Origin of the sequence: Aeromonas sp. S16(2024) (assembly GCF_041403065.1) — a bacterium.
Taxonomy (GTDB): Bacteria; Pseudomonadota; Gammaproteobacteria; order Enterobacterales; family Aeromonadaceae; genus Aeromonas.
The window spans coordinates 13277-31143 of the sequence record NZ_JBGLQX010000021.1; the positions used below are offsets into that span (position 1 = coordinate 13277).

Sequence of the window (17867 nt, forward strand, 5' to 3'; positions counted from 1 at the left end):
CGGGATCAAAGAACCATGTTTTGATGTGAATTATTTTGCTCAAAATAAACTGAAGAATCTATTTTTGAGTAATATAATTCTCAAAATATAAAAGATGTCATAGTTTTGAGCAAAATAACTCACATGGCGAGGTGTGATGGAACTGACTATCCAGATTTATGGTGAAAAGGGGTGGTGCGATGCAGCTCGTTTGCGGCTGAATGAGGGAGGGAAACGCTCGGCCCGTCTCGCCTATGAATTTGATTATGCCCTTGAATATCTGCATCAAACACAGGGATGGCACGCCTGTGCCTTGAGGTATCCCATTGAGCTGATGATCCCTCATGATGGTGGCTGGTTTCGTTTCCTCGATGACATTATGCCAGCGGGCAGTGCGCGCCGTTACTGGGTCAGGCAGCTCGACATTGGACATCTGGGTGAAGAGGGACAGGACCGTACCCTTCTGGCTCTCGGTACTATTGCTCCGATCGGAAACTTGCGTATCAAGGAGGCTGTAGAGAGAGTCGCGGCTCAGATACCCGAGCAGAGCCGGGTCACACAACTGCGCTTCCCTGTGGCAATGGTATTGGAACGTGATACCGACTTTCTGGAATATGCCCAGCAGATGGGGGCCGCCAGCGGTGGTGCGACTGGGGCCGGTGGAGAGGCTCCCAAGCTGTTGTTGCGGAAAAATCGCAATCAGGAGGTGTGGATAGACACTTTTCAGGATGATCCCTACTGCCTGGATGATTTCTATCTGGTCAAGTTCCCGCGTAACAATCGCAGCGCCATTGACCAGGATATCCTCAGAGCTGAGTATCACTATTATCAAGAACTTAATGCCTTGGGGATCGATACGATTCCGATTCATGGCATGCGTCTTGACGAAGGGAGCAAATACCCTTCGTTGTGGCTTCCCCGCTTTGATGTAGTGGTGCAGGAGCAAAAATTGGTTCGCTTCGGAGTGGAATCTGTCTACAGCGTGATGGACGCTGCCCCAGGCTCGGACCTTAACCATCTGGATATTCTCGATACCTTGCTGCCCATGCTGGAGGGGGAGGCCCGACAGCGTAACGCTCGTTTCAACAGCGCTGCATTTGTGATCGAGTGGGTCAGGCGTGACTTGCTCAACGTGGTCTTTGGAAATTCGGACAACCATGGCCGCAATACGGCATTGCTCAAGAGCGACGAGGGGATCTGGCTCGCGCCAGTCTACGACTTTGCCCCCATGAAAGCCGATCCAGAGGGGATCCGTCGCACGACACAGTGGGGGTTGGGGCTCGAAGAGGGAGGGCAGTTTGATTGGGTGGCCATTGCGCAACGTCTGTCACACCGGGTTGAGCCTGACGTCTTGTTGGCATCCTTGACCGAGCTGGCACTAAGGCTCAAGGGGTTACCGGAACGCTTGGCTCGACGTGGAGTACCCGTTTCCATCCTGACTATGCCGACATTCAATTTCAATACGCTCGATGAAAGGCTGACAGTCTGGATTGAGCAGTGGGGGGCATGAGGATGAAAAAATTATCTATAGAAGAGCGTGAGGAGCTGCTGCGTGAACTGTTGGTCAAGTTGCATCGTGGCGTCATCCACGAAGGCGACCTGCTACGCAAGTTGCGTAAAGAGATGCTAGGGATGGATCAGGAGGGCTATGCCAGTCTAATTGGAATCAGTCGACGCACCCTGTCAGCAATCGAACGCAATACTGCCACTCCTTCAATGAAGACGGTCGATCAGGTATTCCGGCCATTTGGATTGAAGATGAGGCTGACACCATTGAACTTGGGTTTGCAAAAACAGGTTGCCGATCAACTGGTTGATGATGAGTGGGAGTGATCAACGCCCACGGCGGATCTTCTCTACATCCATGAGCAGCCACAGCATGAGTGCGATGGCGGAGATCCAGGGACCCCAGGTCACATAGGCCTCACCCTCGCCCAGCATGAAGAAGAGCAGCGGCAGGCCCACCACCAGAAACAGTACACTTCCCAGAAAAAACAGCATTTTTATCTTTATATTTAAGGGCTTGTCTATTTGATGATTATATCGATTGAGGCTGTCGAGGAAAGGGTAAAAATGAAAAAGGGGGATTTCTCCCCCATTTCGATCGGTGAGCGGCATTTCTGATCTTATTCGAGCTGGATCCAGGTGCTTTTCAGCTCGGTGTACTTCTCCAGCGCGTGCAATGACTTGTCGCGGCCGTTGCCGGACTGCTTGAAGCCGCCGAACGGCATCGTCATGTCGCCGCCATCCCAGTTGTTGACGAAGACGGTGCCGGCACGCAGGGCGCGGGAGCCCTTGACCGCCTTGTTGAGATCCGCCGTCCAGATCGCCGCCGCCAGGCCGTAGTCGGTGTCGTTGCCAAGGGCGATGGCCTCTTCGAGGGTGTCGAAACCGGTCACCGCCAGCACTGGGCCGAAGATCTCCTCGCGGAAGATGCGCATTTGCGGCGTCACCTCGTCAAAGATGGTGGGCTCGATATAGAAGCCGCCGCTCTCTGTGTGGGTGCGCTTGCCCCCCAGCAGCAGTCTGGCGCCCTCCTGCTGGCCGATGGCGATGTAGTTCAGCACCTGCTCCATCTGGATGCCGTCCACCATGGCGCCGATGCGGGTGGCGGGATCCAGCGGGTTGGCGGCGATCCACTCGCGGGCATGGGCCAGCAGCCGTTCCATGAATTGCGGCTTGATGCTGTTTTGCACCAGCAGGCGGGAGGCGGCGGTGCACACCTCGCCCTGGTTGTAGAAGATGGCGCCCACGGCACTCCTGGCGGCGGCGTCCAGATCAGGCGCGTCCGCCAGCACTATGTTGGGGCTCTTGCCGCCGCACTCCATAAAGGCGCGTTTCAGATTGGATTTGCCGGAGCACTGCACCAGATGCTTGCCGATCTTGGTGGAGCCGGTGAAGGTGATGCAATCCACGTCCATGTGCATGGCCAGCGCCTCACCCACGGTGTGGCCAAAGCCCGGCAGCACGTTGAAGACACCGTCCGGGATGCCTGCCTCTTTCGCGATCCCGGCGATGCGCAGGGCGGTGAGGGGGGACTTCTCGGACGGCTTGAGGATGACGGAGTTGCCGGTGGCGAGCGCCGGGCCCAGCTTCCAGCAGGCCATCACCAGGGGGAAGTTCCAGGGCACAATGGCGGCAACCACGCCGAGCGCCTCCCGGGTCACCAGGGCCAGGGCGGACTCTTCCACCGGGGCGACCTGATCGTAGATCTTGTCGATGGCCTCGGCGTTCCAGGCGATGCAGTTGGCGGCGGCGGGGGCGTCATAACCCATGGCATCGCCGATGGGCTTGCCCATGTCCAGTGACTCCAGCAGGGCCAGCTCCACCAGGTGGAGGCGCATCAGTTCGGCGAAGCGCTGCATGACGAGCTTGCGCTGTTTCGGGGAGAGCCCGCTCCAGCGCTTGTCATCGAAGGCGGCGCGGGCGGCCTGCACCGCCAGCTCGGCATCGGCGGCGTCGCAGGAGGCCACCTTGGTCAGCAGCTGGCCGTTGGCCGGGTTGATGCAGTCGAAGGTGGCGCCGTTGACGGCATCCCGGTAGCTGCCGTCGATAAAGGCTTGCGAGGGCAGGGTCAGATGGGCGGCCTTGTGTTGCCACTGGGCCAGGGTCAGGTCACTCATGTTCACTCCTTGAACCGGCAAAAAACGTCTTCGCGTATCAATATGCTAAACATCCTGCCGCTTGTAAATCCATCCTGTAACAATTCATTAAACACTTGCCGCTCGGTGCCCGAGGAAAGACCCCGATCTGCGGCGGACCTCATCCAGCCAGCAGGGTCGTTTCGTGGAGGGCCGAGCTGCCTTGGCCACCCATGGGGATCAGAAGCTGGCCGGCGTGTTGGCCGAGATCAGCACGCACTCCTGCTCCCCCACGTTGCGGAAACGGTGAGGGGTGCGGCTGTCGAAGTAGTAGCCATCACCGGGTGCCAGCAGGTGTACCTGTTCGCCGACGGTGACCTCCACCTGGCCCTGGATGACGATGCCGCACTCTTCCCCCTCGTGGCTCAGCATGTCGTCGCCGGTGTCGGCGCCCGGGGGCAGTACCTCCTGCATCATGCCGATGGCGCGGTTGGCCCGGCTGTGACCCACCAGTCGATAGCTGATGGGGTGGGTGCCGAGATCCGGCATGTCGTCCGCGCGGAAGATCACCTCGGAATCCATCTCCGTCTCATCGGTGAAGAAGCTGGCCAGCGACATGGGGATGCCTTCCAGCACCTTGCGCAGCGACGCGACCGAGGGGCTCACCTGATTTTTCTCGATCTGGGAGATAAAACCGTTGGTCACACCGGAGCGCTTGGCCAGCTCGCGCTGGGAGAGGGCCGCCTTGGTGCGAACCGCCTTGAGGCGGTGACCGATATCCATCGATAGACACTCCTTGACTGTTTACTATTATTAAAATTGTGTTAAATATCTTATACCACCCCTGGGGGGTGACACCAAGCAGGGCGATAAAAGGCCCTTTTTTATGGATTCAGGTGTTTAATTTAATAGGCATCAGCCAAGTGTTACTAAACGCCTTAAGGATGAGGTGACCATGAAACCGATTAGCGACATCAATACCCCTTCCGACATGTCCGCCTTCTGGATGCCCTTCACCGCCAACCAGCAGTTCAAGGCGGCGCCGCGCATCCTGAAGTCGGCAGAGGGGATGTATTATCACTCAGAGGATGGCCGCAAGATACTGGATGGCACCGCCGGGCTCTGGTGTTGCAACGCGGGCCATGGTCGGCGCGAGATTGCCGAGGCGGTCTCCCAGCAGATCTCCCACCTCGATTTCGCCCCCACGTTCCAGATGGGCCACCCTCTGCCGTTCGAGCTGGCCAACCGGCTGGTGGAGATAGCCCCCAAGGGCTTCGGCCACGTCTTCTATACCAACTCCGGCTCGGAGTCCGTCGACACTGCACTCAAGATAGCGCTGGCCTGGCAGCGGGCCCGCGGTCAGGGCACCCGCACCCGGCTCATCGGTCGTGAGCGCGGCTATCACGGGGTCGGCTTCGGCGGCATCTCGGTGGGGGGCATTCCCGGCAACCGCAAGTGGTTCGGCTCCCTGCTTGGGGGGGTGGATCACCTGCCCCACACCCTCAACATAGGGAAAAATGCTTTCACTAGGGGTTTGCCAGCGGAAGATCTCACCCTGGCCGATGAACTGGAGAAGATCGTCTTCCTCCATGATGCCAGCAACATAGCGGCCGTCATCGTCGAGCCCATCGCCGGCAGTACCGGCGTCATCATGCCGCCAAAGGGCTACCTCAAGCGGCTGAGGGAGATCTGCACCAAACACGGCATACTGCTGATTTTTGACGAGGTGATCACCGGCTTCGGTCGCCTCGGCTCCCCCTTTGCCGCCCAGGAGTTCGACGTCATCCCCGACCTTCTCACCTGCGCCAAGGGGCTCACCAACGGCGCCATCCCCATGGGGGCGGTGCTGGTGCAGAAGCACATCTATGACGACATGATGGCCGCAGGCAAGGGTGCCATCGAGCTGTTCCACGGCTACACCTATTCCGGTCACCCTGTGGCCGCCGCCGCCGGGCTCGCGACCCTCGAGATCTACCGCAACGAGAATCTGCTGACTCGCGCCGCCGATCTGGCGGGCTACTGGGAGGAGGCGGCCCATTCGTTGAAGGGCTGCAAGCATGTCAAAGATGTGCGCAACTACGGTCTGGTGGCGGGCATAGAGCTCGAATCCCTGCCGGACGCGCCGGGCAAGCGCGCCTACGAGGTGTTCGTGCGCTGCTTCGAGAAGGGGGCGCTGATCCGGGTGACCGGCGACATCATAGCCCTGTCGCCACCCCTCATCATCGAGCGCAGCCAGATTGACGACCTCTTCACCCTGCTGCAGGACGTGTTGCAGAGCCAGGAATAACGCTTCACCCGATTGCATGGCGCCCGCCGGGCGCCCTCTTCCTGTGCCTGATGCCCACGGCCGCGCGCAGGGATGATGCGAATGACCCATCACGGAGGATTTATGAGTTACAGGATCGACAACTTCATCGACGGCGAAACCACAGAGAGTCGCAGCGAGCGTTTCGGCGCCATCTTCGATCCGGCCACCGGCCAGCAGCAGGGCACTGTTGCCCTCTCCACCGCCGCCGAGTGCCTCGATGCCATCGCCAGCGCCGAGCGCGCCTTCGCCGACTGGTCCCAGACCCCGCCGCTGGTGCGGGCAAGGGTGATGTTCCGCTTCAAGGAGCTGATGGAGCAGCACAGGGACGAGCTGGCCCGCCTCATCAGCCGCGAGCACGGCAAGGTGTTCTCCGACGCCCAGGGGGAGCTGACCCGGGGGCTGGAGGTGGTGGAGTTTGCCTGCGGCATTCCCCATCTGCTCAAGGGGGAGCACTCCCTCAACGTGGGCCGCGGGGTGGACAGCCACTCCATGATGCAGCCGGTGGGGGTCTGCGCCGGCATCACGCCGTTCAACTTCCCGGCCATGGTGCCGCTCTGGATGTTCCCGGTGGCGCTGGCCTGCGGCAACAGCTTCATCCTCAAGCCGTCCGAGAAGGATCCCTCCCTGGCCCTGCGCATGGCCGAGCTGCTCAAGCAGGCGGGCCTGCCGGACGGGGTGCTGAACGTGGTCAACGGCGACAAGGAGGTGGTGGACGTGCTGCTGACCGACCCGCGTGTACAGGCGGTCTCTTTCGTCGGCTCCACCCCCATAGCCCAGTACATCTATGCCACCGCCTCGGCTCACGGCAAGCGGGTGCAGGCCCTGGGCGGTGCCAAGAACCACATGCTGGTGATGCCGGATGCGGATCTCGATCAGGCTGTCTCCGCCCTGATGGGGGCGGCCTATGGCGCGGCCGGCGAGCGTTGCATGGCGATCTCGGTGGCTCTGGTGGTGGGCGATGCCACCGCCGATGCTCTGGTGGCCAAGCTGACGCCGCTGGTGGAGGCGCTGCGGGTCGGGCCCGGCCTTGGCCAGAGCCCGGAGAACGAGATGGGCCCCCTCATCAGTCGCGAGCACCTGGCCAAGGTGCGCGGCTACGTGGATCAGGGGGTGGCAGAGGGCGCCAGTCTGGTGGTCGATGGTCGCGGTGTCAGCCACGGTGAGGGCTACTTTATCGGCGGCAGTCTGTTCGACCGGGTCGGCCCCGAGATGCGCATCTACCGGGAGGAGATCTTCGGCCCCGTGCTCGCCATAGTGCGGGCGCCGGACTACGAGACGGCGCTGCGCCTCATCAACGAACACGAGTACGGCAACGGCACCGCCATCTTTACCTGCGACGGGGATACCGCAAGGGACTTCACCACGAGGGTTCAGGTCGGTATGGTAGGGGTGAACGTACCCATCCCTGTGCCCATGGCGTTTCACAGCTTCGGTGGCTGGAAGCGGTCTATCTTCGGGCCGCTCAACATGCACGGGCCGGACGGGGTACGCTTCTATACCCGGATGAAGACGGTGACTGCCCGCTGGCCCCAGAGCCTGCGAGCCGGCGCCGAGTTCTCCATGCCGACCATGAAATGATCAACATGCAGCAGCTAGCCCTGGCATGGCCCGGCGGAAGGAGTCCGCCGGCGTGTCCCGCTATCCCTGTGAAGGAGTAACAGATGCGACTGGGAATTCTCGATTGTGACCGGCTGGACCCCGACTTGGTTGGGAGTTTCGGCCCCGTTTACTCCGAGATGTTTATCAAGGGCTTCCGGGCGCTGGCCCCGGCGTTGGAATACAGGGTCTGGTCGGCGCTCGATGGGGAGCTGCCGGGCGATTTGAACGAGTGCGATGCCTGGCTCATCACGGGTTCGCGCCACGATGCCTACAGCGACATCCCCTGGATCCTGGCGCTGCGCGACTGGATCCGGCGGGCCCACGATGCCAACGTCAAGCTGGCCGGCATCTGCTTCGGTCATCAGGTGATCGCCCAGGCGCTGGGGGGAGAGGTGGTGAAGTCCACCAAGGGCTGGGGGCTGGGGGTCTCGGTCCACCCCATGCAGGCGGCGAAACCCTGGATGCAGCCGGGGCTGGAGACCATACGGATCCTGGCCAGTCATCAGGATCAGGTGGAGCAGCTGCCACCGGGAGCGACCCTGCTGGCGGGCAACGATTTTTGCCCGAACTTCATGTTCCTGCAGGGGGATCACATAGTCGCCATCCAGGGTCATCCGGAGTTTTCGGTGGAGTACAACCGGGCGCTGATCGAGCGGCGGCGGGATCGGCTGCCCGACGAGCACTACCAGAGCAGCCTCTCCTCCCTGGAGGGGGAAGTGGACTCGGCCACCATGATGCAGTGGCTGTTGCAGTTCCTCGGCATGCTGCCGGTCGGCCCCGCCGTGCGCTGAGCGTCCGTTTGTCATATCCTCCCGGCAGATGCTAGATTTTGTAGCAAAATGAAGGATCAAGCGGTGATATGCCGAGTTCGGATGGTACACTGGCCGCCATTTGTGGCGGCCTTGTCCATCTGACGACAGCCGCGCCAGCCTGTGAGGGTGCAACCTTGAAACTACAGCAGTTGAAGTATCTGATCGCGGTGCGGGACCACAATCTCAACGTCTCCGTCGCTTCCGATGCGCTCTATACCAGCCAGCCTGGGGTGAGCAAGCAGATCGGCTTGCTGGAGAGCGAGCTGGGGGTGCGCATCTTCGAGCGTCGCGGCAAGCACCTGCACAGGATCACCCCTGTGGGGGAGGAGATCATCAAGTGCGCCGAGGCCATGCTCAACATAGAGGGCAAGATCAAGGCCATCTCCCGGGAGTATCTGGACCCGACCGTGGGCACCCTCAACATCCACACCACCCACACCATAGCCCGCTACCTGCTGCCGAAAAGCGTCACCTATTTTACCAAGAAGTACCCCAAGATCTCGTTCCACCTGCACCCCGTGATGTCGGCCACCAAGGAGCAGATCAGCAAGGGTTACTCGGATTTTTCCATCGTGGCCCACGAGATAGGCTTCGACAAGGAGCTGATCGCGCTGCCCGCCTACCTCTGGACCCTGTCGCTGGTGGTGCCCCAGGATCACCCCCTGGCCAAGGTGAAGAAACCGACCCTGGAGCAGCTCTGCCAGTACCCCATCCTCAGCTACGAGAGTGGCGCCACCGGGCGTCAGGTGCAGGACAGGGTGTTCCAGGCGGCCGGCCTCAGCCCCAACTACTACATGACGGTGATGGATGCGGGCGTGATCAAACGCTACGTGGAGCTGGGCTTCGGCATCGGCATCATCTCGTCGCTGGTGGCCAACGACCACGATGCCCCCAGCCTGGTGGCCATCAACCTGGAGCACCTGTTCGAGCCCTGCCCGGCCCAGCTCTGCTTCAGCAAGAGCATCCTCTTGCAGAACTACATGTATGACTTCATCAGCTCCTTCTCCCCCCATCTCACCAAGGAGATGATCCAGAACGTGATGCAGCAGCCGACCCAGGCGCGCATCGACGAACTGCTGGTCGGGGTGGAGCTGCCCGTCTACTGAGTCGTCTTCCATGACAGATCCGGCGCCGCTGGGTGCCGGACCCTGCCCGCCCTGCCGAGGTCCCCATGTCCCGCATCCTGCTGCTTGCCAATCTCAACTGTGATCATGTGCTCTCCCTGGCCGAACCCCTGGTGGCGGGGGCACGGCTGCAATACGTGGATCAGGGGCGCAGGCTCGGCGGCGGCGCCGCCAACACCGGCATAGGGCTGGTGTGGGCGGGGCACGAGGTCATCATTGCCTCCCGCATCGGGCTGGACGAGACCGGCGACTGGCTGCTGGAGCAGGCGACTGGCCATGGGCTGGACTGCTCCCACGTGGAGCGCTTTGGCGGCGAGACGGGGGAGTTGCTGATCCTGGTGGACTCCACCGGGGAGCGCACCATTTTAAGGCGTCCGCGCCGCCCGGATCTGCCCGGCGACTTGCCGCTGGAGGGGGTGGACTGCCTCTATGTGAACTACCCCGGCACCGCCATCATTGGCTACATGCGCCAGATGCTCGGCAAGAGCTTCGTGGTGGCCCAGTACCCCAAGGGCGGGCAGGCTCGCCGCCCTTGCCACGTGCTGGTGGCCTCCCGCGCCGATCTCGCCGAGGTGGGCGATCCCTGGCTGCATGCCCGCCAGCTCGCAGGGGATCAGCTCGAATGGCTGGTGCTGACCGAGGGCAAGGCGGGGGCCGTTGCCATCCACGGCGAGGAGCAAGTGCGGGTGGCGGCGCGGCCGGTGTCCGTGGTCGACACCACGGGGGCGGGGGATGCCTTCGCCGGCGGTCTTATCCACGGTCTGGCCCGCGGCATGGCGATGGGGGATGCCCTGCAGTGCGCGGTGGACTGGGGCGCCTTCGCGGTCGCCTCCGAGAGCTCCATCCCCTCCCAGGCCCTGAAAACCTGGCTGAAACATCCCCACTGACAGCCGCGAACTTGCCCGCTCGCCGGACTGTGGCCCTGTGCCTGCCGATGGAATTTAGCCGCCGGAAATGGCCAAAACCCCGCCCCGAGCCGGCAAGTTTGCGATCAATCAAAGAAAGTGCCGATTTATGTACATCTTCGTCGACACCCGCCAGAGCTGCTCTTAACCTTGTCACTCCACGACCCGGCTGAAGAAGCGACACCTGTGCGGGCGCACGTGCAGTCTCACCTCTCTGGCCACTGGCCGTCGTCCTGATTTCTGGCTTGTAGTAAGAGGCAAGTGCGACCATGCAACTGACACGATTTACCGACTACGCCCTGCGTACCCTGACCTTTCTGGCTATCCAGCCCGGTGATCGCCTGTCGACCATCACGGAAGTGGCCGACACCTTCGCCATCTCCCGCAACCACGTGGTCAAGATAGTGCATCAGCTCGGCATCAAGGGGTACATCGAAACGGTACGTGGCAAGCATGGTGGCATCCGTCTCGGCCGCTCCGCCGTCTCCATCAACCTGCGCGACGTGGTGATGGACATGGAGCACGTGCTCTGCCCGGTGGACTGCAAGCGCGAGAACTGCCGCCTCTCCGGCGGCTGCCGCATCCAGGGCATACTGCGCCGCGCCATGAATGCCTTCCTCGAGGTGCTGGGGGAATACACCCTGGCGGATGCGGTGCGGGATCCGACCCGCTTGTGCCACCTGCTTGGCATCGAGCAGGACAATATCCTGACCATGGCCTGAGGGTCAGGTGAAAGGGCCCCGAGGGCCCTTTTTGCTGTCTGGCATGCATGCCGGGGACGGATGTCAGTGCGTCGGATGCCGGAGCCGTCAGAGCTGGGGGATCAGGGTGATGGCGCCGTGCAGGCAGGCGAGGCCGCAGGCGCCGCAACCGTCGCATGCCGCCATGTTGACGCTCACCCCCTCGCTGCTGGCCTTGATGGCCTGCTGGGGGCAGGCATCCTCGCACAGCAGGCAGTAGAAGCCCTGGCGGGCCTGACAGCTCGCCTCTATCCTGACCCGGGTCTGCACCTGACGGCCGAGCCGCAGGTCCAGCGCGCCGGTGGGACAGGCTCTGGCGCAGCTGCCACAGTAGCTGCACTGGCCGCAGGCGAGATCCAGCACAGGGGTGCCGGCTATGGGGGTGCCGGCATATTCGGGCTGGTCGGCGGGTTTGAGCAGGCCGTTTGGGCAGGCCTTGAAGCACTCGCCGCAGCGGCGGCACAGAGAGAGGAATTGCGACTCTTCGATGGCCCAGGGCGGGCGCGCCTCGTGGCAAGCCATGTCCGGTTTGCGGGAGCCCCCCAGTGCGTGCGTCAGCCAGCGATAGAAAAAATGAGTCATGCCCACCCCTATACCTATTAGGGGTTAATTTTATCCAGTTTTCCGCCGGCAAGCCAGATAATAGCGCCGGCCAGGATCGCAAGCCAGGTTGCCCTTGTGTAAGCTAGGCGGGTCTTTTTGCGGGATCTTATGAACTCATGTGGTTATTTCTGTGGCGTGCTTCTTTGCTGTATATCCTCCCCCTGCTGATGTGGGCCTACTGCCACCTCAAGGGCATAGAGTTCACCGAGCTCGACACCGGGGTCAACAGTCACAAGTGGGTGGTGCTGGCCGCCTACCTCATCTATGTCCTGCTCTGGTTGCTGCTCAACCGTTATCTCGAACTCTTCCTGCGTCAGCGGGGCCGCCGATGATCAGCTTGTCTACACGAGTTGATCTCCAGCCAGGGCCTCTGCTTGGCCGTTATCTCGAACTCTTCTTGTGTGAGCGGGGTCGCCGATGATCAGCTTGTCTGCACGAGTTGATGTCCAGCCAGGGCCTCTGCTTGGCCGTTATCTCGAACTCTTCCTGCGTCAGCGGGGTCGGCGATGATCCCGATGACGACCTGGCTGCCTGCCTTGCTGGCGGGTCTGCTCGCTCTGCTCCTCGGCTGGCTGGCGGGGCGTCGCACGGCCCGTGAGGAGACACTGCTCACCGAGGAGCGCCACCAGGCGCTGCAGGACAGGTTCGACGAGCTGCAGGACGAGAAGATGCTGGGCCAGCAGAAGCTTGAGCAGCAGCAGGCCCTGCTGCTCAAGCTCACCGCCCGCCTCAAGGATGCCGAAGCCACCCTGCGCAGCGAGCGCATCGCCAGCGCCGAGAAGCTGCAGTTGCAGCAGCAGGCGGAGGCTCGCCTCAGCCAGCAGTTCGAGAACCTCGCCAACCGCATCTTCGAACAAAACTCCGGTAACTTCCGCGAGCTGAACCAGAACAGCCTGGATTTGTTACTCACTCCGCTCAAGGAGCAGCTCGAGGGTTTTCGCCGTCAGGTGGGGGAGACCCATGCCCAGGAGACGGCCCAGCGCCACAGCCTCAAGTTCGAGCTGGAGCGTCTGGCCGAGCTCAACGCCCGCATGACCGAAGAGGCGGCGGCCCTGACCCGGGCCCTCAAGGGAGACAGCAAACAGCAGGGCAACTGGGGGGAGGTGGTGCTGGCCCGCATCCTCTCCGAGTGCGGCCTGCGGGAGGGCCACGAGTACCACACCCAGGTCAACATAGAGGTGGACAAGGGCAAGCGCTATCAGCCCGACGTCATCGTTCACCTGCCCCAGGACAAAGACATCATCATAGATGCCAAGGTGTCGCTGACCGCCTACGAGCGCTGTTACAACGCGGACGACGAGCTGGAGAGGGCGGTGGCGCTCAAGGAGCATATCGCCTCGGTGCGCAACCACATCCGCGAGCTGGGCCGCAAGGATTACCAGCAGTTGCCCGGGGTGCGCACCCTGGACTATGTGCTGATGTTCGTGGCGGTGGAGCCCGCCTTCCTCACCGCCCTGGAGGCTGACCCCTCCCTGGTACGTTACGGGCTGGATCACAACATACTGCTGGTGAGCCCCACCAATCTGATGGTGGCGCTGCGCACCATAGAGAACCTGTGGCGCTACGAGCGGCAGAACCAGAACTCGCGCCAGATAGCGGAGCGGGCAGGCCGTCTCTACGAGAAGCTGCGGTTGTTCGTGGAGGAGATGCAGCAGATGGGGGGCAGCCTGCACAAGGCACAGGAGAGCTACGACAAGGCGATGGGGCGGCTGGTCAACGGCCGTGGCAACCTGATTGCCCAGGCCGAGCGTTTTCGCGAGCTGGGGGTGGAGGTCACCAAGCCCCTGCCTGAGCCCCTGGTCAACCGCGCGCTGGAACGGGAAGACTCCGCCGACTGACGCAACGGCGGTGGTCGAACGCAGATGGAAAGGGCAGCCCGCGGGCTGCCCTTTTTGTCATGATGATCGCCACATCGGCCTCATTGGCGCCAGAACGAGGGGAAGAAGATCACCGCCACCGTCAGGATCTCGAGCCGCCCCAGCAACATGCCGAACGACAGTATCCACTTGGCAGAATCCGGCAGGCTGGCGAAGTTGGTGCTGGGTCCGATGACGGGTCCCATGCCCGGGCCCACGTTGGCCACCGCCGTGATGGAGCCCGAGATGGCAGTCAGGGGGTCCAGGCCGATGGCGGCGAGCAGGGCGGCGATCAGCAAGATGATGGCAAAGTAGGCCAGCACGAAGGAGATCATGGAGCGGATGATGGCGTCGTTGACCGGGCGGCCGTTGTACTTTTGCGGGAAGACGGCGGAGGGGTGCATCAACTGGCGCATCTGCTTCTTGAACAGGGCGAAGGCCACCTGTACCCGGAAGACCTTGAGGCCACCGGATGTGGAGCCTGAGCAGGCACCGATCGCCAGCAATACCATGAAGATGATGCTGGTGAGGGGCCCCCAGGTGCCGAAGTCGCCGAGGCCATATCCCGTGGTGGTGAGTACCGAGACTATGTTGAAGCTGCTGACGCGCAGGGCATCCATAAAGCCGTAGATGTCCCTTATCCAGAGATAGAAGGTGACGACGACCGTCACCCAGACCACCAGCCAGAAGAAGCCCCGTACCTGGGCGTCCCGCAGCAGGCTGTTGTCACGGCGGGAGAGGGCCTGCACATAGAGCAGGAAGGGCAGGCCGCCGAGGAACATGAAGAGGGTACCAATCCAGTGGGCCGAGTTGGAGAAGTGGGACATGGATTGGTCCGAGGTGGAGTAGCCCCCGGTGCTCAGGGTCGTCATGGCATGGTTGACCGCCTCGAACAGCGTCATGCCGCTCACCCAGTAGGCGAGGAAGCAGAGCATGGAGAGCACCAGATAGACCACCACTATGTTGTTGGCCACCGTCTTGGCGCGGGGGGCGCTCTTGTCTGACCAATCCGAGCTCTCGGTCTGAAACAGCTTCATGCCACCGACGTTGAGGTAGGGCAGCACCGCCACCGCCATCACGATAAAGCCGACGCCCCCCAGCCACTGCAGAGTGGAGCGCCATAGCAGTATGCTGTGGGCCATGCCGTCGAGCCCCGACAGCACTGTGGAGCCCGTGGTGGTGACCCCCGACATGGTCTCGAAATAGGCATCGGCAAAGCCGATATGGGTGATGAAGACGAAGGGCAGGGCGCCGAAGATGCAGGCCACCACCCAGACCGAGGTGGTGAGCAGGAACATCTCACGCACCCCGAGATGAAACTCCGCCTTGCGACCATGGTGGAGGCAAAGCAAGGCTGCGCCGTGAGTGATCAGCACGGACTTGAGAAACTCGACGAAACCCTCCGAGCCGGTGAACAGGGCCAGCAGGGTGGGCAACCACATGAACAGGGCCAGCTTGGAGAGCACCAGCCCCAGAGTGAAGATGATGGGACGCAGCTTGATCATGCAGGATAACCTGGTCGTTGATTGAAAAAAGACCCGGACCTTCCCTCTGGGAAGTGTCCGGGTCTGAATGTCGTTGCCTGTTGCATGGCGGGCTTACAGGAAGAAAGGGCTGGGCTGGAACAGGCGTTCCACTTCCGGGATGTACTTCTTGTCCACCAGGAACATCACCACGTGGTCATCCTGCTGGATCTGGGTGCGATCGTGGGCGATCAGCACCTCATCCCCCCGTACCACGGCGCCGATGGTGGTGCCCGGCGGCAGCTTGAGCTCACCCACCGTCTTGCCCACCACCTTGGAGGTGTTCTCGTCACCGTGGGCGATGGCCTCGATGGCTTCGGCGGCACCGCGGCGCAGGCTGTAGACGTTGGCGATGTCGGCACGGCGCACGTGGGTCAGCAGGGCCGAGATGGTCGCCTGCTGGGGCGAGATGGCGATGTCGATGGAGCCGCCTTGCACCAGATCCACGTAGGCGCCGCGCTGGATCAGCACCATTGTCTTCTTGGCGCCCATCTTCTTGGCGAGCAGCGCCGACATGATGTTGGCCTCGTCCTCGTTGGTCACCGCGATGAAGACGTCGATCTGATCGATGTGCTCCTCCGCCAGCAGCTCCTGATCCGCCGCGTCGCCGCAGAAGACAATGGTGTTCTCCAGGATCTCCGAGAGCTGCTCCGCCCGCTTCTGGTTGCGCTCGATAAGCTTGACGCTGTAGCGCTTCTCCAGCTGGCGGGCGAGGCCGGCGCCTATGTTGCCACCCCCGACTATCATGATGCGGCGATAGGGGCTCTCGAGGCGTTGCAGCTCGGACATCACTGCCCGGATGTGGCCCGCGGCGGCGACGAAGAACACCTCGTCATCCGCCTCTATGATGGTGGTGCCTTGCGGGCGGATGGAGCGGCCCTGGCGGAAGATGGCGGCGACACGGGTCTCGATGTTCGGCATGTGATCCCGCAGGGTGGAGAGCGCATTGCCCACCAGGGGGCCGCCGTAGTAGGCCTTGACCGCCACCAGACCCACCTTGCCGCCTGCAAAATCAACCACCTGCAGCGCACCCGGATACTCGATGAGGCGACGCACATAGTCGGTCACCAGCTGTTCGGGGGCGATCAGGTGATCCACGGGTACGGATTCCGGCAGGAACAGGCGATCCCGCTCCACCAGATAGGCGGGGGAGCGAATGCGCGCCACCTTGTTCGGGGTGTTGAACAGGGAGTAGGCCACCTGACAGGCGATCATGTTGGTCTCGTCACTGTTGGTGACCGCCACCAGCATGTCCGCATCCTGGGCCCCTGCCTCGCGCAGCACCCTGGGGTGGGCGCCGTGACCGTTCACCACCCGCAGGTCGAACTTGTCCTGCAGCTCGCGCAGGCGGTCGCTGTCGGTGTCGACTATGGTGATGTCGTTGTTCTCGCCGGCGAGGTTTTCCGCCAGGGTACCGCCCACCTGACCCGCACCCAGAATGATGATTTTCATAGGGAAATCTTACTCAAGATTGTTGCTTCGAAACGAGGCAAGCCAGCCTGTCGCCCGGACTCATCATCCAGATGCACGGCCTACAGCTTGATCAGCTTGGCATAATAGAAGCCGTCCATCTCCGCCTCGCCGGGCAGGAACTGGCGACCCGGGCAATCCGGGCTGTCCTGCTGGTGCAGCGGCACCAGACGGGCGTCCTTGGTGTCAGCCAGGAAGGCGCGGATCTGGTCGCGGTTCTCTTCCGGCAGCACAGAGCAAGTGGCGTAGAGTAGGGTGCCGCCGCTCTTCAGCTTGCCCCAGAGGGCGTTCAGAATGCGGCGCTGCAGCTCGGCCAGCTCGCGGATGTCCTGATCCCGGCGCAGCCACTTGATGTCCGGATGACGGCGGATGACGCCGGTGGCGGAGCAGGGGGCATCCAGCAGGATGCGATCGAACTGACCCTCTGGCCACCACAGATCCGGCGTGCTGGCATCGCCGTGGATCACTTGAGCGGTGAGGCCGATGCGATCCAGGTTCTCCTGCACCCGCTTGAGGCGGTTCTCGTCGGCATCGACGGCCACCACGCCAGCAAGCGCAGGTTGCAGCTCCAGCAGGTGAGCCGTCTTGCCACCGGGGGCGGCGCAGGCGTCCAGTACCCAGTCACCCGGCTGGGGGTCGAGCAGGGCGGCGGCCTGCTGGGCGGCACCGTCTTGTACCGAGCAGTCACCGGTTTCGAAGCCGGGCAGCTTGGTCACATCGCAGGGGCGCTCCAGCAGTATGCAATCCTCCCCCTCTTCGCCGGCCACCGCATTGATGCCCACGTCGGCCATGCGGGCCAGCATCTGTTCGCGGCTCTGGCGCTGGCTGTTGTTGCGGATCCACATGGGGGGGCGCTGGTTGTTGGCCTCCATGATGAACTCCCAATCTTCGGGATAGGCCTGACGCAGACGCTTGGTGAGCCACTCGGGATGGCCGAGGCGGATGCTGGGCACCCGGTCGATGCGCAGCAGTATGACTTCGGCGCTGCGCTGGAAGTTGCGCAGCACGCCGTTGATGAGGCCGCGCAGTGAGGTGCCCTTGAGCAGCTTGACGGCATTGACGGTCTCGGCCACGGCGGCATGGGCCGGAATGCGGGTGTAGATGAGCTGATAGAGACCGACCAGGATCAGATAGTGGAAGATGCGGCTCTTGTTCTTGAGCGGTTTGTCCATCATCTCGCTCACCGCCGCGTCGAGGCGGGGCAACCAGCGCAGGGTGCCGTAGCAGAGTTCTTGCAGGAGGGCGCGATCGCGAGGCGCCACCTTCTCCTGGGCAGCAGGCAGAACAGCGGAGAGGGATTGGCCCTGATCCAGCACCTGTTGAATAACGAGAGCGGCCTGTGCACGTGTTTTCATAGAGTTACCTTA

17 protein-coding genes are annotated in these 17867 nt (G+C 62.3%); 10 read left to right on the plus strand and 7 right to left on the minus strand.

The features are described from left to right. Positions 1-136: 136 nt before the first annotated feature. Both ACB030_RS15505 and ACB030_RS15510 read left to right on the plus strand, forming a co-directional pair. The gene (locus ACB030_RS15505; RefSeq protein ID WP_371161003.1) at positions 137-1489 is read left to right on the plus strand and encodes a type II toxin-antitoxin system HipA family toxin; all 1353 of its coding nucleotides are present in this window, start codon (positions 137-139) and stop codon (positions 1487-1489) included. Positions 1490-1491: 2 nt separating this feature from the next. Continuing rightward, the gene (locus ACB030_RS15510; RefSeq protein WP_371161005.1) at positions 1492-1812 is read left to right on the plus strand and encodes a helix-turn-helix transcriptional regulator; all 321 of its coding nucleotides are present in this window, start codon (positions 1492-1494) and stop codon (positions 1810-1812) included. Here the strand turns inward: ACB030_RS15510 and ACB030_RS15515 are convergent, their stop codons facing one another. The 3 genes from ACB030_RS15515 to ACB030_RS15525 form a co-directional block, all read right to left on the minus strand. Further along, positions 1813-2097 carry a hypothetical protein gene (locus ACB030_RS15515; RefSeq protein ID WP_371161080.1) on the minus strand — a complete coding sequence of 95 codons (285 nt, stop codon included), beginning with the start codon at positions 2095-2097 and terminating at the stop codon, positions 1813-1815. Positions 2098-2105: 8 nt separating this feature from the next. Continuing rightward, positions 2106-3602 carry an aldehyde dehydrogenase gene (locus ACB030_RS15520; RefSeq protein ID WP_371161007.1) on the minus strand — a complete coding sequence of 499 codons (1497 nt, stop codon included), beginning with the start codon at positions 3600-3602 and terminating at the stop codon, positions 2106-2108. 198 nt (positions 3603-3800) lie between these two features. Continuing rightward, the gene (locus ACB030_RS15525) at positions 3801-4343 is read right to left on the minus strand and encodes a cupin domain-containing protein (protein ID WP_025325324.1); all 543 of its coding nucleotides are present in this window, start codon (positions 4341-4343) and stop codon (positions 3801-3803) included. Between the two features lie 172 nt (positions 4344-4515). Here ACB030_RS15525 and ACB030_RS15530 point away from each other — a divergent pair, with 172 nt between their 5' ends. The 6 genes from ACB030_RS15530 (at position 4516) to ACB030_RS15555 (ending at position 11030) form a co-directional block, all read left to right on the plus strand. Beyond that, positions 4516-5847 (plus strand): aspartate aminotransferase family protein, encoded by a 1332-nt coding sequence (locus tag ACB030_RS15530; protein ID WP_371161009.1) that lies wholly within the window; start codon positions 4516-4518, stop codon positions 5845-5847. A 102-nt stretch (positions 5848-5949) separates the two neighbouring features. Then, a complete protein-coding gene (locus ACB030_RS15535) occupies positions 5950-7446 on the plus strand; it encodes a CoA-acylating methylmalonate-semialdehyde dehydrogenase (protein WP_307766045.1) in 1497 nt (498 codons plus the stop codon). Between the two features lie 83 nt (positions 7447-7529). Beyond that, positions 7530-8258: a glutamine amidotransferase gene (locus tag ACB030_RS15540; protein ID WP_371161011.1), complete on the plus strand. Its 729-nt coding sequence runs from the start codon at positions 7530-7532 to the stop codon at positions 8256-8258. Between the two features lie 155 nt (positions 8259-8413). Continuing rightward, positions 8414-9385, plus strand: coding sequence for a LysR substrate-binding domain-containing protein (locus ACB030_RS15545; protein ID WP_205642732.1), 972 nt, complete (start codon positions 8414-8416; stop codon positions 9383-9385). 65 nt (positions 9386-9450) lie between these two features. Next, positions 9451-10290, plus strand: coding sequence for a PfkB family carbohydrate kinase (locus tag ACB030_RS15550; protein WP_371161014.1), 840 nt, complete (start codon positions 9451-9453; stop codon positions 10288-10290). Positions 10291-10577: 287 nt separating this feature from the next. Next, complete coding sequence (locus ACB030_RS15555; RefSeq protein ID WP_005326180.1) at positions 10578-11030, plus strand: Rrf2 family transcriptional regulator; 453 nt, start codon at positions 10578-10580, stop codon at positions 11028-11030. Positions 11031-11117: 87 nt separating this feature from the next. Here the strand turns inward: ACB030_RS15555 and ACB030_RS15560 are convergent, their stop codons facing one another. Beyond that, entirely contained in the window at positions 11118-11630 is a 513-nt protein-coding gene (locus ACB030_RS15560; protein WP_371161016.1) for a ferredoxin-type protein NapF, read from the minus strand. Between the two features lie 137 nt (positions 11631-11767). Between ACB030_RS15560 and ACB030_RS15565 the strand changes: the two genes are divergently transcribed. Next, a complete protein-coding gene (locus tag ACB030_RS15565; RefSeq protein ID WP_205642729.1) occupies positions 11768-11983 on the plus strand; it encodes a hypothetical protein in 216 nt (71 codons plus the stop codon). A 174-nt stretch (positions 11984-12157) separates the two neighbouring features. Further along, positions 12158-13489: a DNA recombination protein RmuC gene (gene rmuC / locus ACB030_RS15570; protein WP_371161019.1), complete on the plus strand. Its 1332-nt coding sequence runs from the start codon at positions 12158-12160 to the stop codon at positions 13487-13489. A gap of 80 nt (positions 13490-13569) precedes the next feature. On the opposite strand, the gene ACB030_RS15575 is transcribed toward rmuC, so the two are convergent. The 3 genes from ACB030_RS15575 to rsmB all read right to left on the minus strand — a co-directional run bounded on the left by ACB030_RS15575 (position 13570) and on the right by rsmB (position 17855). Beyond that, entirely contained in the window at positions 13570-15012 is a 1443-nt protein-coding gene (locus tag ACB030_RS15575; RefSeq protein WP_371161021.1) for a TrkH family potassium uptake protein, read from the minus strand. Positions 15013-15105: 93 nt separating this feature from the next. After that, on the minus strand, positions 15106-16482 hold the full coding sequence (gene trkA / locus ACB030_RS15580; RefSeq protein WP_005326185.1) for a Trk system potassium transporter TrkA: 1377 nt from the start codon (positions 16480-16482) through the stop codon (positions 15106-15108). An 80-nt stretch (positions 16483-16562) separates the two neighbouring features. Next, positions 16563-17855 carry a 16S rRNA (cytosine(967)-C(5))-methyltransferase RsmB gene (gene rsmB, locus ACB030_RS15585; RefSeq protein WP_371161023.1) on the minus strand — a complete coding sequence of 431 codons (1293 nt, stop codon included), beginning with the start codon at positions 17853-17855 and terminating at the stop codon, positions 16563-16565. Between the last annotated feature and the right edge of the window lie 12 nt (positions 17856-17867).